The organism is Streptomyces sp. NPDC020898 (assembly GCF_044333925.1).
GTDB lineage: Bacteria > Actinomycetota > Actinomycetes > Streptomycetales > Streptomycetaceae > Streptomyces.
The window spans coordinates 330386-347773 of the sequence record NZ_JBIRRV010000009.1 but is presented as its reverse complement, the minus strand read 5'-3'; the positions used below and the strand labels follow the sequence as shown (position 1 = coordinate 347773).

Below are 17388 nucleotides of genomic sequence, written 5' to 3'. Positions count from 1 at the left end.
AATAACGGGGATCCGGCGCTGCTCTCAGACTCCGCACATGCGCAGTTACTCCGCCCTCTTCCGCACCCCTGAGTTCACCCCGCTCTTCCTCTCCACGGCGTTCAGATCGGCCGCCTCGACGACCGGCGGCCTGGCCCTCGCCACCCTCACCTACGACGCCACGGGCTCGCCGCTGCTCTCCGCCCTGAGCATGTTCGGCCCCCAACTGGCCCAGGTGGTGGGCGCGACGACCCTCCTCTCGGCCTCCGACCGGCTGCCCCCGCGCGCCACCCTGACGGGCATCGCACTGGCCTTCGCGCTCGGTACGGCGGCGATGGCGATCCCGGGACTGCCGATCGGCGCGGTCTTCGCCCTGCTGTTCGTCCTGGGGCTGATCGCGTCGCTGGGCGCGGGCGTCGGCTGGGGTCTGCTGAACGAGATCCTGGCCAAGGAGGGCTATCTGCTGGGGCGTTCGGTCTTCAACATGTCGAATGGGCTGATGCAGATCGCGGGTTTCGCAACGGGCGGGGTGCTCGTGGCGACCCTCTCCGCGCGCGCCACGCTTCTGACCGCCGCGGCCCTCTACCTCGCCGGCGCGCTGGTGACCCGCCTCGGCCTCACCAGCCGCCCGGCACGGGTCTCGGGCCGCCCGTCCATCGCCCAGACCTGGCGTACGAACGCCGAGTTGTGGTCGGCCCGCCCTCGCCGCCTCACCTATCTGGGCCTCTGGATCCCCAACGGCCTGGTCGTCGGCATCGAGTCCCTGTACGTGTCCTACGCCCCTGACTCCGCCGGCACCCTCTTCGCCTGCGCGGCCCTGGGCATGCTGATCGGGGACGTGACGGTCGGCCGCTTCGTGCCGCCCCGGCTGCGCCGCCGACTGGCGGTACCACTCCTGCTGTTGCTGGCGGCGCCGAACCTTCTCTTCGCCCTGCGTCCCGGGGTGTGGGCGGCGGCGCTTGCGGTCTGCGTGGCCTCGGTCGGCTACGGCGCGAGTCTGGTCCAGCAGGAACGCCTGATGTCCCTCACTCCGCCCGAACTCTCCGGCCACGCCCTGGGGTTGCACTCCGCCGGCATGCTCACGATGCAGGGAGTGAGCGCGGCCCTGGCGGGCACGATCGCCCAACTCACGTCCCCGGGGGCGGCGATGACGGTGATGGCGGCGGGGTCGGTGTGCGTGACGGTGGCGCTGGTGGGGGCGGGGCGCCGGGAGGGGCGCGGCCGGGGTGGAAGAGAGGGCGCGCTGTCGAACCCGGTGGAGCGGTCGCGCTCCGGCACGTGACCGCTGGCGGTCCCCGGACCGGGTGAGGCGTTCCGCGCGCGGGAAGAACTGGGCAGGACCTGCGCGGCTCGACCGGCTTGCCAAGGGGGACGCACTCGCATGACGACGCGTGACGAACGTACGGAGAAGTCGGAGAAGTCGGAGAAGTCGGAGAAGGGTGCCGAGGAGGAGACCGGTACCGGCACCGACGAACGCGCCGACGACGGTGTCTCCGAGTCCGAACGGCTGCTGTTCGGGGGGCCGTTGCGGTACGACATGGGGTGGAACCAGCATCAGGGATCGTTTCTTGAGCTGGGGCTGCGGACCATGGTCGCGCGGATGCCCCGGCTGATCGGCGCCACCATCCGGCTCGCCCACCGGGCCGACCCGCGCGCCCTGCGGCGGGTCGCCGTGGCCGAGTTGGGCGGGGGAGTGGCGCAGGCGGTCGGGCTGGTGGCCGTCAACCGGGTGCTCGGCCAGCTGCTGGGCGCCGGGGAGACCACCGACAAACTGCGGGACGCCGTACCGGCGTTGGTGGTCGTGGCGCTCGCCGCGCTCGTCGGCGCGCTGTTACGGTCCGTGTCCACCGCCGGTACCGGGCGGCTGGAGCCCAAGGTGTTCCGGGTGGCGACCGAGGAGTACCTGGAGCGGGTGGCGCGCGTCGAACTGGCCGCCGTGGAGGACGAGGAGTTCCACAAGCTCCTCGATTCCGCCCAGTGGGGAGCGGAGTCCGCCCGGCGCATGATCCGGTTCTGTACGTCGGTGATGACCGCGACGATCGCGCTGGCGGCTGCCGCCGGAGTGCTCACCGTGCTGCATCCCGCCCTCCTCCCCCTCCTCGCGCTGATGACGCTGCCCAGCGCCTGGAGCGCGCTCACCATCGCCCGCCGGCGGTACGTCTCCTTCCACACCTGGGTCCAACACGCCCGCGCAGGGCAGCTGTTGGGGCGGCTGCTCATCGACACGCAGGCCGCGCCCGAGGTGCGGGTGCACAACATCGGACCGTTCCTGCTGCGCCACTTCCGGACCATGGCCGAGACGGGGGAGAGGGAGCAGACCCGGCTCGCCTCGCTGGCCGCCCGTACCGGGCTGATCGCCTCCGGGTGGACGGGCATCGCGACCGCGGGCGCGTACGGCGTGCTCGGGCTGCTGCTGTGGACGGGGACCATGGATCTGGCCGTCGCCGGTACGGCGGTCATCGCCATCCGGACCGGATCCGCCAACCTGGAGGCACTGGTCGTACAGCTCAACTACCTGTACGAGGAAAGCCTGTTCGTGGCCGACCTGGAGCGGCTCTGCCAGGAGGCCGACCGGCGGCTGATCCCCGAGACGGGCGTCCAGCTGCCCGCCCACGTGGACGCCATCCGCTTCGAGAACGTCTCCTTCACCTACCCGGGCACGGACACCGAACCCGCCCTGGACGCGGTGAACGTCACCATCCCCACCGGCCGGATCGTCGCGCTGGTGGGCAACAACGGCAGCGGGAAGTCGACCCTCGCCAAGCTGTTGTGCGGGCTGTACGCGCCCGACACCGGCCGCATCCTCTGGGACGGGCTCGACTCCACGGAGCTCGACCGCACCGGCCTCTTCGACCGGGTCGCGGTCGTCGCCCAGGACTTCTACCGCTGGCCCTTCACCGCCAGGGTCAACATCGCCATCGGCCGGCCCGACGCCCCGCACGAGGACGAACACCTGCGCACCGCCGCCGAGTACGCGGGCGCCGACGAGACCATCGCCTCCCTGCCCCGGGGCTGGGACACCCTCCTCGCCCGCGGCTACAAGGGCGGTCACCAGATCTCCGGCGGCCAGTGGCAGCGCCTCGGCATCGCCAGGGCCCGGCACCGGGACGCGCGCATCCTGGTCGTCGACGAACCGACCAGCGCCCTGGACGCGGAGACCGAGCAGCGCGTCTTCGACCAGATCCGCCGCCTCGCCGCCGAGGGGCAGACGGTCATCCTGATCACCCACCGGCTGCACAGCGTCCGGCACGCGGACGAGATCTACGTCCTGGAGAAGGGCCGCGTCGCCGAACACGGCACGTTCGAGGCCCTGATGCGGGCCGACGGTGACGGGCCGGGACTGTTCCGGCGGATGTACCTGGTGCAGTCGGATCAGTACCGGCTGGACACACCATGACGCGGAAAGTGATCCACATCACCAGCGTGTGATGTGAAGAAAGTGAAGGAAGGGTGCCTCGGCGGGTGCGTGGTGCTGGCATGCTCATGCATGGCTACTGAGGGGTAACCAGTCGTGTTCATCCCCGTGCCCCGTCCCCCGTTCGATCTACTCGATCCCGAGGACCCCCACGCGTGCACAAGCTCACCAGACATGCCTTTCTGGCATCGGTCGCCGTCACGGCCCTGCTCACCACCGGCTGCTCCGGCTCCTCCCCGACAGCGGCGGACAGCGCGCCCGCGGCGACGGCCGAGACCCCCGCCGCCACCCCCACCCCCGATCAACTCGCCGTCGTACAAGCACCGTTGGGCGAGTCGGCACCCACGGCCGTCGCGACCCAGGAGGCGGCCCGGTCCGGCTCCGGGGCGCAGCAGTCGTCGCTCAAGGTCGCCTCGTACGACAGGAAGAGCGGCCGGGCGGTCATCGCCGCGAAGCCGGCCAAGGTGACCCCCGAGTCTCCTGCGTCTCCTGCGTCTCCTGCTTCCTCCTCCCCTTCCTCCCCGTCGCCCTCCGCGTCGGAGACGACCGCCGCCGCTCCCGTCGCCGTCGGTGACGTGATCGCCAGTGCCCCCGCACCCGGTGCCCCCGACGGTCTCCTGGCCGAGGTGACCGAGGTCGTCGGCGACGCCGCGAGCGGCGGTACGGAGGTCCTGACCAAGTCCGCCGAACTCAGCTCCGTACTCGGTGAGAGCAAGGCCGAGGGTGACGTTCCGGTGGACCCGGCCGCCATCGAGGTCGAGCCGCTCGTCGAGGGCGTGAAGGTCTCCTGGGCGAAGACCGGTGACCTCACCTTCGGCCCCGAGGGCGCCAAGCTCCCGCTGGGCAGCCTGCGCATCGACGTGGGCGCCGCCATCGCCACGGCCGAGGGCGCCCCCGTCTCGGCGGCGGCCTCGGTGCAGGGCTTCGTCCAGCTCGCGCCCGAGATCGCCTTCTCGTACGACGGTTCCGGCAGCGGCACGGGCTCCGCACCCGGCGGTGCGTTCCTCGGGCTGACCGGTGACTGGGCCTCGCAGTGGTCGCTGAAGGGCCGCGCGGCCGGCACGACCGACGGCAAGCCGATCCGCGTGCCGTTCGCGGAGCTGCACGCCGACCCCATCATCCAGGCGGGCCCGATCCCGATCGTCGTCAACCTCGACCTGGTCTGCTACTTCCAGGTCGACGCCGACGGCAAGGTGACCGTCGACGTCGAGCAGGACCTCAAGGGCGACTTCCGCGTCGGCGGCACCTTCTCCTGGAGCAAGGGCTGGACGCCGGTGAGCGAGTCCGCGATGACCGGCACACCGCTGGACGTCAACGTCACGGCGGCCGGCGACGTCAAGGCGTCCCTGGGCGCCGAGGCGTCGATCGGTCTGTACGGCACCGTCGGTGTCTCCGCCGACCTCGCCCCGTATCTCCGCGCGGAGGCGGACGCCTCGGCGGAGGGATCGAGCGACGGCACGGGGTCGGCGAGCGGCTCCTGGGCGCTGTACGGGGGCGTTGATCTCTCCGGCGCCCTCCAGATCCAGCTGACCATCTTCGGCACGCCGATTTTCCAGCACCGGATACCGCTGGGGGAGCTGCACCAGGAGTGGCCGTTGGCGAAGGGTGAGGCGACGGCTACGACGCCGACGGTGAAACCGGCTGCCTGACGTACGACGAGGGGCCCTTCCGTCCGGTACTCCAGCACCGGACGGAAGGGCCCCTCGGTCATGTGCCCTAGGGCTAGCCCACTCGCTGCACCGTCTCGTAGCCGCTGGACTTCAGCGTCTTCGGAGTGGCGTTCATGGTGGTGGCGGAGCCCGAGAACATGAGCAGGGCGCCGGTTGCCTTTTCGGTCGCCAGCAGGTCGGGGATGTCGTCGCCGGAGATGTCCGGACTGCCGTACACCAGCGGGTAGTCGGCCGGGAGCATCGTGCCGGAGGCGTAGGCGTCGTCGCCGTCCAGGCTGGCGGCGGACGTGCCCAGGCTGGTGAGGACCGTGCTCACGCCGTCGCTGCCGAGGATGCCCTTGCGCAGCTGGATGTTGCCTGCCGCGGTCCGGTACGTCAGGTCCATCGCCTTGTCACCGTTGTAGTCGCCGATGGCCACGAAGTCCCGGGTGTCCCAGGCGCTGGCGGTCATCTGGGTGGCGGTGGTGAAGGTGCCGCCGGTGTAGCCGGAGAGGACCCACAGTTCGGCGCCGTTGACCCCGCCCGCGATGAACAGCTCGGGCTGGCCGTCGCCTGTGAGGTCGCCCGCCGACTTGATCTCGGACCAGGTGGACGGAGCCGGGACGTTGGCCGGCAGCCGTACCTCGACACGATCGGCGACGTTGATGGCGCCGTACCCGTCGCCCGGGTAGATGAACAGCCGGTTGTCGGGGGTGCGGATCACCCAGTCGGTGACGCCGTCGCCGGGGGCGAAGTCGCCGTTGTGGGTGACCAGTGAGTACACGGGGGCGGTGCTGTCACCGTTCCAGATGTGCGGGGCGGTGGTGCTCTCGTGCAGCAGTGTCCCGTTGTTGTGCTGGCCCCAGGAGCTGGCGATCCAGTCGGCGTAGTGGTCGGTCGTGTTGATCCAGAGGTTTCCGGCGGCGGTGACGGCGCCGTAGTCGGCGGAGCCGTCGCCGTTGAGGTCGCCGGCGGCGTCGGCGGTCGGGCGCGGGGTGACGTAGAAGGTGTGCTTGTACGGGTTCGGCGAGATGTTGCCCGCCGAGTCGACGGCCTTGACGTACAGGGTGTTGGGGCCGGCCGACGGGGGCTGCATCCCGGTGTAGTCCTCCGTCGAGGAGATGACGGTGGTGCAGGTGGCCGAGCCCGTGCCCTGCTTGGTGCCCGCGCAGGCGTAGTGGTCGTAGGAGGTGTTGTTGATCGAGAAGACGAACTTCACGATGTCGGTGTCGGCGCCCTTGGTGAAGGTGAAGTTCCCGGCGGTGCCGAACTTGACCTTGGACCAGACCTCGCCGTTGCTGTCGTTGTCACTGTCGGCGGGGAACTCCGTCGAGGTGACCAGGGCGGGCGAGTCGGGCAGGTCGGTGTCGTAGGTGAAGCGGCACCAGTCCGTGCCACTGGTGGGCGCGTAGGGGCCGCTGACCTTCGGGTCCCAGGCACGTACCCGCCACTCGTAGGTCTTGCCGTGGGCCAGCGTGTACGTGGTGGACTGGTTCAGCTTGACCTCTGCGGTCTCACCGTCGTCGACGCCGGTGTCGTAGACACTGGTGTGGGTGCTGCTGCCCGCCAGCCCGATCTGGAACTCCATCCTGGAGAGGTCGCTGTCCAGGTCGGTGGCCTTGGCCTTGAGGGTCGGTGCGGTCTTGCCCACGTTGATGTACGGGGACGCACTGGTGTCGCAGGAGCCGGGGCTCATGGTGACCGACGACGGGGTGCCCGGCTTGCGGTTGTACTCGATGGACACCGTGGGCGAGCCCGCGCCCTCCGCCTTGAACTTCTTCCAGGAGTACGTGTCCGTCTCCAGGCTCGACGACGACGTGGTCGGCGCGGAGGAGGAGGTCGAGGCGACCAGCCCGATGTTGAAGGACATCCAGCCGTTGTCCGCGGCCTCCTGGGCCAGCGACGTCACCGTGAAGTTGACGTTCGTGTCCGGGCAGGAGCTGTTGGACTTCCAGCCGTAGGCGAAGGACTTGGACGTGATCTTCCGCTTCCAACTGGGCTGCTTGTTCCAGGTGGTGGCGCTGGAGAAGGGGTCGGTACGCCACACCTGCACCGTGCGCTTGCTGCACGACCAGGAGTGCGTCTCCAGGATCTTCAGCGTGGCCTTGGAGACGTCCGCGCCCTTGATGGACTTCTGGAGGATGAGCTTGAAGAACGAGCGGGAGGTGCCCCAGGTGTCCCGTTCGAAGCCGACGCGGGCTTCCTTGGTGTCCTGGTTGTAGTTGGCGCCGTCATAGAAGTTGGAGCCCGGGTACTTCTTGTAGACGCTGGTCCAGTGGGAGCGGGTGGCCGAGGTCGACGGGTCCAGGAACAGCGGGTAGACCGGCGCGTTGGCCCCGGTCCGGTCGAGGTAGTCGCTCGGCGGGTCGATCGTCAGGACGCGGCTGACCTGGTTCAGGGCGGCGCCTGCGGTGGCGGCGTGCGCGCCTTCCCCGGGACCGTTGACGGCGGGCAGCGCGAGGGTCTCGCTCGCGGCGGCGGCCGGGAGGGCGTAGGCGGCCGGGTCGATGTCGGAGCCGGTGAACGCGGCGTCGGCGTCGCCCGCGCTGTCCTCGGGATCCACTTCGACGGACTTGTCCACGTCCGAGGTCCAGCCCTCGACGTCCTCGGCGTCCTCGTTGCTGCCGGCGGCGGAGTCCGGGTCGGTGGCCGGGGCGTCCGTGTCGTGCGTGCCGGCCGAGTCCCACAGGAACGGAGTCGGCGATACGGAGATCTCGTTGCCGTCCTTGTCCCTGCCGCGCATGACGTCGGTGGACGGGTCGAGGGAGAAGCCGAGCGTGGGCGAGGTGAAGCGGTAGCGGGGCGGCTCCGCGGCCAGCGCGGCGGCGGCCTCCGGGGTGTGGATGACCAGGACGTGGGTGTACCCGGTGTCCCGTGCGGTGAGCATCAGGTCCACGTCCGGCAACACGCCTTCGTACAGCGCCCTGTTGTCCTCGACCACCGGCTCGGGAAGCGCGCCGGGCCACTCGACGTTGATCTCGTGGCCCTCCACACCCATCGTCAGGAGCGGGGTCCAGGAGTTGTCCGCGTCGTCGGCGGCCTGCACCGCGCCGGACGCCCCCTTGCCCGGGGTGCGATAGGCGGCCGTGCTGATCGCGGGGGTTCCGTGACCGACCGCTGACTTACCGGAGTAACTCGCGCCGTGTGCCTTCGACTTGCCTTCGGCCGGGCTGTGGTCCGCGTCACCCGCCGCGAATGTCACGGGATACGGACTGTTGACGGTGGACCAGCCGGCCTTTCCCTCCCGCAGCGAGGTGTCGACCGGAGCCCACTTCCCCTGGGCGTTCTTCGCCCGCACCGGCGCGACGGAGGCCGTGTAGGTGAAGGAACCGTTGGGATTGGCGAACGTCTGGGAGAACTCGTCGGTCAGCGCGGCCACTTCGACCTTCTTGCCGGTCTTGCGGGCCTTGCGCTGGGCCGCGTCCTCGGCGCCGGTCTCGCTCGTCGCCGGCTTGGCCTTCGCGCCCGCCCCGGGCGACGACTTGGCGGCCGGCCCGTCGTCGCCGAGAGCCAGGACGGTGGCACCGCCGGCCAGCAGCGCGAGGGCGATCGCGGCGGCTATGCCCCGTCGAACTCCCGGTCTGCCAGGGGGTGTTGGTTCACTGGTGGCCGCTTCGCCGGACGCGGCGGCAGCACTTTCGTGGTCGCTCAAGGAACCCTTCTCCAACAGGCTGGGCCGCAGCGGCGAGGCCGCTGTGGCATGGCTCTTCGGGTTGTCCTCGGGTCTGGCTTGAACGCACGACCCCCCGTTTTGGACGGTTGGAGTATGTGCAAGCCGACCCGACGAGATCAACACCCATGTGAAGGAGGGAAGTAGGAGGGGCGTAAGTGACTGAGGGGTATAGCGATTCTTTGCCATTCTTTGTCTGAATTTGGCGCGTGACATAGCTAACACAAACTTATCCAGCCTTGACGTGGATCTTCACGACGCGTCAATTTCATCCCGTCATTGATCACCATGAGCCATCGCTCCGAACGTTTCCGTTGACATTGGTCCGGACGTTAGCGACGGCTCGTGGCACGGGGTTACGGGGAAGGGTCGGTCGGCCATGCGTGGGGGACTGTCGTGGTGCGGCAAAGGTCGGCTGACGGAGAGATCGCCACGTGATCGGCTCTTCCGCCGAAGAGCGCGACTGGGAGTCGTCGCCGCGGTGTTCCTCGCCCTCAACGTCAGCTCGTTGCAGGGCGCTGTGGCGTTCGGGCCCGACAACGACGTCCGTACGGCGGTCGAGCTGGACGCGTTGCAGGAGACGGACGCCGTCCCTGTCGACGAGGCCGCGACCGACAAGCTGGAAGAGCTCGAGAAGCCGGCGCTGGAAGCCCTGAAGGAGTACCTCCCGGCAGCGGTGGAGGAGGTCCCGGCCGCCGTCGACGTGGCCGCGCCGGTCGCCGACGTCACCGCAGGCGGCGCCCCCAAGCAGGTCGCCGCCTCCACCGACGGCACTCTGACCGTCGGTGTCACCGCGCCCGAGGGTGCGACGCAGGCACAGGCCGACTCCCTGGAGGGCGCCTGGAACGTCACGGTCAAGCCCGAGACCGACGCGGTTGCCGCCGGTACGCAGGGCCTGATGCTCCAGGTCGACGCCCCCGACGCCGCCACCGGTGACGCGGTCGTCCAGATCGACGCGACCCGCTTCGCCGAGACGTACAGCGCACAGTGGCTGGACCGGCTGTCCTTCGCCCTGATGCCCGCCTGCTACGCCACGACGCCGGAGCTGGAGGAGTGCTCGACAGGCATCCCTGTCACGACCGAGGTCGAGCGCACCACCGACGAGGTGACCGTGTCGGTCGACGCCGGTGGCGACGACTCCGGCTCGGAGGCGGACCCCGGCGAGGACGGCGCGGCCGACGAGACCAACGACAGCACCGACACCACCGACGAGATCCAGGAGACCCTGCTCAACGTCACCGTCGACACCGCCGCCCTGGCATCGGTGTCCACGGCCACGTCCACCAGTGCCTCCACCGCCGCGAGCACCGACAAGGGCGCGGTCAGCTCGGCCGTGTGGCGCGGCGACACCCAGGCCGGTGTGCAGCAGGTGGCCGACTCCGCAGGCGGACTGCTGGTCGGCACCTCCTACGGCTCCGGCGCCGGCGGCGACTTCGCCGCGACTCCGCTGGCCTCGGGCGGCACCTGGTCGCAGGGCGGCTCGTCCGGCGCGTTCACCTACGCGTACACGATGGCGGGCCCGCAGGTCCCGGCCGGCCCGTCCCCGAACGTGACGCTGAGCTACAACTCGCAGTCCTCGGACGGCCGTACGTCGGCAACGAACAACCAGGTCTCGTGGATCGGCGAGGGCTGGGACTACAACCCGGGCGCGATCACCCGCACGTTCGTGGGCTGTGCGGCGGACACCTCGGGCGCGAACAACAAGGACCACTTCACGGGCGACCAGTGCTGGGGCTCCAGCAACGCGGTGCTGACGCTGAACGGCACCACCACCGAGCTGGTGTACGACGACACCAGCAAGAAGTGGAAGACCTCCCGCGGCGACAACACCCGCGTGGAACTGCTGACTTCGGCCGACTACAAGCGCATCACGGGCATCGACTCCTCGAACAACGGTGACAACAACGGGGAGTTCTGGCGGGTCACCACCAGCGACGGCACCACGTACTACTTCGGCCTCAACCGCCTGCCGGGCTGGACGTCCGGCAAGGAGGAGACCCACTCGGTCCTGAACGTGCCGGTGGCGGGCAACCACCCCGGCGACGCCGCGAAGGACATACCCGCCGACCCCTGCTACGCGACCAAGTTCGAGGACTCCTTCTGCGACCAGGGCTGGCGGTTCCAGCTCGACTACGTCGTCGACCTCAACGACAATGCGATGTCGCTGTGGTGGGAGAAGGAGGCCAACGCCTACGCCAAGAACAACAAGGAAGCCAAGGCGGTCGCCTACGACCGGGCCGGCTACCTGACCCGCATCGACTACGGCCAGCGCGCGAACACCCTCTACTCCGCCGAGCCGCTGGGCCGCATGAACTTCAAGGCCCAGGAACGCTGCTTCGTGAAGGACGGCGACTGGACGTGGGACTGCTCGAACACGAGTTTCGACTCCAAGCAGTCGTATCTGACCCGCCCCTGGTTCGACACCCCCGCCGACCTCGCCTGCAAGACGGGCTCGAAGTGCTCGACGTACGCCCCCACGTTCTGGTCGCGCAAGCGCCTGGCCACGGTCACGGCGTGCGCCCAGCGTGAGCAGGGCGTCAAGCTCACCGAGTACAACTCGGCCGACGACACGGGCGTCCGCAACGCCTGCGGCATCGACGACACGACGTACGGCACCACTGCCCTCTCGAAGGTGGACTCCTGGAGCCTGGCCCAGTCGTTCCCCTGGGGCCTGACCGGCGAATACACCGCACTCTGGCTGGAGTCCATCACCCGTACCGGTTACGCGGTGGACGGTTCGACCGAGCGCCTGAACCCGGTGATCTTCGGCCGCAACAAGCTGATGCTGCCCAACCGCGTCAAGCGGCCCTCGGGCGACACCGACCCCCTCTTCGACCGCCTGCGCATCCAGGACGTGGTCTCCGAGTACGGCGGGCGCACCCACGTCGAGTACTTGGCGCCGGACGGTGCCTGCGCCACCGGCGCGAACCTTCCCGAGCCGGACAAGAACGTACTGCGCTGCTATCCGGCGTACTGGCACGCGGACGGCGAGCTGACCGACAAGCGGATCTCCTGGTTCCACAAGTACGTGGTCGGCTCGATCACCGAGTACGCGCAGCTTCAGGACGCGACGGACATCACGACGTCGTACGAGTACGAGACGAACACGTCGGACAAAACGGTCGGCGCTCTGTGGGCCAAGAACCAGGCGGAGTTCTCCCGCCCGAAGACCCGCACGTGGGACGACTGGCGCGGCTACCCGACGATCACGACGATCTCCGGTGTCCCGGGGGCCCCCGACGGCAGCGTCGCCTCCAAGTCGGTCACCCGTTACTTCCGGGGCATGAGCGACGACGTCCTGGAGGACAGCACACCCAAGGACTCGAGCGACGACGTCAAGCGGTCGTTCAAGGCGCAGGACGTCACCGGCGCGAACATCGCGGACGACCGCAAGGCGTACGCGGGGATGGTCGCGGAGTCGCTGACGTATCCGGACTCGGGCGCGTCCACCACGGCCGACTGGCTGTCCCGTACGGTCAACTACCCTGACGCGCCGGTGCGGTTGGCCACCCGAAACCGCACCGACGGTCCTGACGTGGTCTCCGAGCGCGTCACTCTCGGCAGCGTCAAGACGGTCACCAAGTCCTCGGGCACCCGCCCTGGCGACTCGGCGACCCTGCGCACGGTACTGACGGAGACGGACTACGACGCGGACGGTCTGCCGACCGTGGTCCGGGAGTTCGGCGACACCGCCGCGGGGAAGACGAACGACGACTCGTGCACGCGCACTTCGTACGTGCACAACAACTCCGGTGGCACCGACAGCACTTACCTCGTCGGCCTGGTCAATCGGACGGTCACGACGACGGGGACGAGCACCTGCTCGACGAACCTGTCGGCGTCGACGGCCACGACGATGGTCACCGGCTCGCAGGTCTACTACGACGGCTCCACCGAACTGGGGGCCACGCCGACCAAGGGCCAGGTGACGCGTACCGAGGTGCCGACGGGCGCGGGTACGGGCTGGGAGTCCACCAACCCCGAGTCGCGGACGACGTACGACGAGTTCGGCCGGGTCACCAAGGTCATGGACCCGACCGGGCTGACGAACCTCACGACCTACACGCCGAGCCCCGGCCAGGTCTTCGAGATCAAGACGGTCCAGGGCTCCAAGCTCGACAGCAGTGGTGCGGAAACAGGCCTCATCACGATCACCAAGGTGGAGCCCGGCCGCGGCGCGACGCTGTCCTCGAAGGACGCCAACAACCGCACCACCTCGTACGCGTACGACCCGCTGGGCCGTACCACGGCCGCCTGGGGCCCGACTCAGCCGGCCACGGACGACCCCGACGCGCGCTACACGTACAACACGGTCGCCGACAAGCCGGTGTCCGTGGTCACGGAGGCGTTGCAGGACAACCCCAGCAGCGCGTCCGGCGACGCGACGTACACCACGTCCACCGCGATCTACGACGGCCTGGGCCGCGAACGGCAGACCCAGACCCCGGCGGTCGGCGGCGGCAAGCTGCTCACCGACACGTTCCACAACGCGGCCGGCCAGGTCGACTTCACCCGCAACGCCTACTACATGGCGGGCGACCCCGGCACCGACCTGATCGTCCCCGACTCCGAGTCGCTGGTCCCCAACGCGACCACCTACACGTACGACGGCCTGGGCCGCGTGCTCACCGTCACCCCCGTCCACCACTCGTTCCCGCAGACGGGCGAACCGGCTCCGGACGGCAACTCGACGGTGGCGACGACGGACCGCCGCACCCGCTACCAGTACGGCCTGGACTACACGATCGTCCGCCAGCCGAAGGGCACACCCGGCTCCCGGGTATGGACGGACGCGCTGGGCCGCACGGTCCAGCAGGACACGTACAGCGACACGGCGCTGACCGAGGCCGGGGCGATCTCCACGACGTACGAGTACGACGTGCGCGGCGACTTGTTCAGGTCCACCGACGAGGTGGGGCACACCCGCACCTGGACGTACGACGCCCTCGGTCGTGTCACCGACACGACTGACCCGGACACCGGCGCCACGCACACCGACTACGACGCGTACGGCCGGGTGGACACGGCGACCGATGCCCTCGGCGGGAAACTCACCTACAGCTACGAGCGCTTCCACCGCGTCTCGGAGATCAAGTCCACCCCGGCGGGCTCCAGTTCGGGCACGACAGTCCAGTCGTACGTCTACGACTCGGCGCCCGGCGGCAAGGGCCAGCTGGCCTCGGGGACCCGCTACAACGACGGCGGCAAGGCGTACAAGACGTCGATCGCCGGGTACACGGCGGACTACCAGCCCACGTCGATGACCCTGACGTTGCCGGACGGCACGACCTCGGGCACGACAGCGGACGGTTTCAAGACCAACTACACGTACGACTACACGTACAACGACGACGGCCAGCTGGAGAGGTACACCACCCCCGAGGTGGGCGGCCTCAGCGCCGAGTCCGTCATCACCCGCTACAACGAGGCAGGACTCCCGACCACGGTCTCCGGTCAGGACTGGTACGTCGCCGAGACGTCCTACTCGCCCTACGGTCAGGTGATGCGCTCCACGGTGGGCGAGGTCGGCCACCGGGTCTGGCAGGACAACTCCTTCGACGAGTCCACCGGCGAACTGCTCACCAGCAAGCTCGTCCGGGAGAACGTCGGTGACACGGGAGTCGTCCCCGACCACACGGTGAGCACGCGCGCCTATGCTTACGACCCTTCGGGCAACATTCTGTCGGTCGCGGACAAGCTCGGCTCGGGTACGACGGCCACCACCGACCGGCAGTGCTTCACGTACGACACGCTCGGTCAGCTGAGGACGGCATGGACGACGCCGAGCGGCGGAGCCTGCACGGCGACCGGTAAGACGACGGCCGAACCGGTGTACTCGGACGGCAAGGTCAACGTCTCGTCGAACTACGACGGTTACTGGCAGTCGTACGAGTACGACGTGCTGGGCAACCGGAAGTCGAAGGCGGTCCACAAGGCGGACCCGACGGTCACGTCCGGGGTGGTCGACACCAAGAACGACGTGGTCACCGACTACGCCTACGGCAAGAGCGACGACACAACGGTCAAGAACGACCAGCCGCACACCCTGAACTCGTACGACACCACGTACAAGACGGCGGCCGGGGCCGAGGTCAAGACCCGCTCCACGCAGACGTACGACGCGGCGGGCAACCTCACGAACCGCACCACCGGCGGTGACACGGAACAGGCTCTGACCTGGACGTGGGACGGCCAGGTCGAGTCGGTGACGGGCTTCGGCCCGGACGGTTCCGGGGCGTGGGTGGGTGCGTCCGACATGTGCCTGGACCTCGCGGGCGGCAACCCCGCGGCCGGCGGCATCATCCAGATCTACGTGTGCAACGCGTCCAAGGCACAGAACTTCCGCCTCAAGGCCATCGACGCCGACAACAACGGCACGGTCGAGGACAAGACCATCGGACAGTTCGTCGTCGCGGGCGCCTGTGCCCAGCCGACCAGTGCGGCGGCAGGCGCGGCGGTCCAGGTCCAGCCCTGCGACAAGACGGTCGCGACGCAGCGCTGGCAGGTCCTGGACACGGGCCTGCTCAAGCTCGTGGGCACCACCCTGTGTATGAACGCCCCGTCCACCGCGAACAGCACCGACTTGGTCCTGGCGACCTGCTCGGCGTCGGCGACGGGCCAGGTGTTCAAGCCGGCCTCGAAGACGACGTACGTGTACGACGCGATGGGCGACCGCGTACTGGAGCGTTCGACCTCCGGTGCAGTGCTGCACCTGCCGGACACGACCGTGTCCCTGACGGTCTCGGGCAAGGTCCGCTCGGCCGAGCGTTCCTACGGCCACGCGGGCGCCCCGACGGTGACGCGCTACCGCGAGGCGTCCTCGGCAACGGGTGTCAGCGAGCACCTGTTCGCCCAGGCGGTCGACCACAACGGCACCCCGCTGGCCGAGGTCCGGCTGGACGGCGGCCAGGCGGTCCGCATCACGAAGAAGGACCCCTGGGGCGAGGACCGCAAGGGGTACAACACGGCGCGCTCGCGCACGGCGTTCGCGACGGGCGACGACGACAAGGCAGCGGGCCTGGTGCATCTGGGCGCGCGGGAGTACGACCCGGCGACAGGCCGCTTCATCTCGGCGGACCCGGCCCTGGACCACAGCGACCCGCTCCAGGCGAACGGCTACTCCTACGCGAACAACAACCCGGTCACGCACTCCGACCCGTCCGGCCTGACGTCGTCGGCATCGAGCTTCGACGCGTCGATCGCGGCGCTGGAATCGCAGATCGCCGAGTACCAGCGCACCCTGTCGGTCTCGATCGGCGACGTGATCCTGTCGGTCGGCTGGGCGGTGTTCAAGGAGTTCATCGGCTGGAACGACGTGGTCGGCTGCTTCTCCCAGGGCGACCTGTGGGCGTGCGGCAGCCTGCTGATGGACGCGATTCCGTGGACGAGCGTCTTCTCCAAGGGCAAGAAGATGTGGAAGGCCTTCAACGCGACGCTGAGCGCGGTGAAGGCGTGGAAGGCGGCCAAGGCAGCCGCGGAGATCGGCCTCAAGGCGGCGAAGGCGGCCAAGGCCGCGCTGATCAAGGCGAAGAAGGCGGCGGAGGCTGCCGCGGCCGAGGCGAAACGGAAGGCGAGAGAGGCGGCCAAGGCCGCTGCCGAGGCCGCCAAGAAGAAGGCGCACACAGGGTCGAAGGGCGCGCGGGGCAATGCTCCGCAGGTCCAGGCTCGCAAGACCGCCCAGAACAAGGGTTCGTCCGGCGGGGGCCGGGCGGAGTCCAAGTCGGGAGGTTCCCGCGGGGGTTCGGGGCGCGATGACGCGGACTCGGGCGGTGGCGGGTCCGACGGCGGCTCGGACGGTGGAGGGTCCGCCGACAGTTGCACGACCAACAGCTTCACGCCCGGCACCCGGGTTCTGATGGCCGACGGCTCCACCAAGGAGATCAAGGACGTCAAGGTCGGCGAGCGAGTCATGGCCACCGACCCGGAAACGGGCGAGACCCGGGTGGAGACGGTCACCTCCGAGATCAAGGGCGAGGGCGTCAAGCACCTGGTCAAGGTGACCATCGACACCGACGGCACGAAGGGCTCGCAGACCGCCGACGTCACGGCGACCGACGGCCACCCCTTCTGGGTTCCGGAACTGGGCACCTGGATCAAGGCCACCGACCTCAAGGCCGGCGAGTGGCTCCAGACCGGTGCGGGCACCCTCGTCCAGGTCACCGCCGTCAAGCGCTGGACGGCGCCCGACGCCACGGTCCACAACCTCAGCGTCAGCAGCCTGCACACGTACTACGTACTGGCGGGCGCGGCACCCGTACTCGTCCACAACTGTGAGGTCGAGTACGGAAGCACCGACCTGAGCCAGGCGGTCATCCAGGAGCGCCTGAGGACGTCCAACACGGGCAACAACTTCGCCGCCGCACGGTACGTCGACTCGGACGGTGTGTCACGGATCGCGGTCGCGCACTCGTCACGGGGACGCGGCAACCACGCGGAACTGAAGCTGATGAGGGAGCACGGGGACTCGATCACCGAAATGTACTCGGAGTTCCAACCGTGCATCGGGACGAACCAGTGCCGCCGCAAGCTCGACGACGCGGGTATACCGACGTCGTATTCCTGGCCATGGACGACCTCGGCCGAAGGCAAGGCGGCGCAGGACGGCAGGAAGTCGGCCGTGAGCCAGTTGTTCCGCGACGCCAAGTCAGGAAACTGGGGGCTGCCGTTCCAATAGG

5 protein-coding genes are annotated in these 17388 nt (G+C 69.2%); 4 read left to right on the top strand and 1 reads right to left on the bottom strand.

Translation table 11 applies throughout. The features are described 5' to 3' along the window. The first annotated feature begins 37 nt into the window (after nt 1-37). The 3 genes from ACH4TV_RS28385 to ACH4TV_RS28375 all read left to right on the top strand — a co-directional run bounded on the left by ACH4TV_RS28385 (nt 38) and on the right by ACH4TV_RS28375 (nt 5043). Complete coding sequence (locus tag ACH4TV_RS28385; protein ID WP_398402906.1) at nt 38-1261, top strand: MFS transporter; 1224 nt, start codon at nt 38-40, stop codon at nt 1259-1261. 255 nt (nt 1262-1516) lie between these two features. Then, complete coding sequence (locus ACH4TV_RS28380) at nt 1517-3376, top strand: ABC transporter ATP-binding protein (RefSeq protein ID WP_398403022.1); 1860 nt, start codon at nt 1517-1519, stop codon at nt 3374-3376. A 173-nt stretch (nt 3377-3549) separates the two neighbouring features. Beyond that, a complete protein-coding gene (locus tag ACH4TV_RS28375; RefSeq protein WP_398402904.1) occupies nt 3550-5043 on the top strand; it encodes a hypothetical protein in 1494 nt (497 codons plus the stop codon). Nucleotides 5044-5116: 73 nt separating this feature from the next. Here the strand turns inward: ACH4TV_RS28375 and ACH4TV_RS28370 are convergent, their stop codons facing one another. Beyond that, a complete protein-coding gene (locus ACH4TV_RS28370) occupies nt 5117-8695 on the bottom strand; it encodes an FG-GAP-like repeat-containing protein (protein ID WP_398402902.1) in 3579 nt (1192 codons plus the stop codon). Nucleotides 8696-9194: 499 nt separating this feature from the next. Between ACH4TV_RS28370 and ACH4TV_RS28365 the strand changes: the two genes are divergently transcribed. After that, the gene (locus ACH4TV_RS28365; protein WP_398402900.1) at nt 9195-17387 is read left to right on the top strand and encodes a ricin-type beta-trefoil lectin domain protein; all 8193 of its coding nucleotides are present in this window, start codon (nt 9195-9197) and stop codon (nt 17385-17387) included. The last annotated feature ends 1 nt before the right edge of the window (nt 17388 follow it).

Coding starts and splice junctions, on each gene's coding strand:
- ACH4TV_RS28385 (WP_398402906.1), top strand. CDS start 38: ATGCGCAGTTACTCCGCCCTCTTCCGCACCCCTGAGTTCACCCCGCTC.
- ACH4TV_RS28380 (WP_398403022.1), top strand. CDS start 1,517: ATGGGGTGGAACCAGCATCAGGGATCGTTTCTTGAGCTGGGGCTGCGG.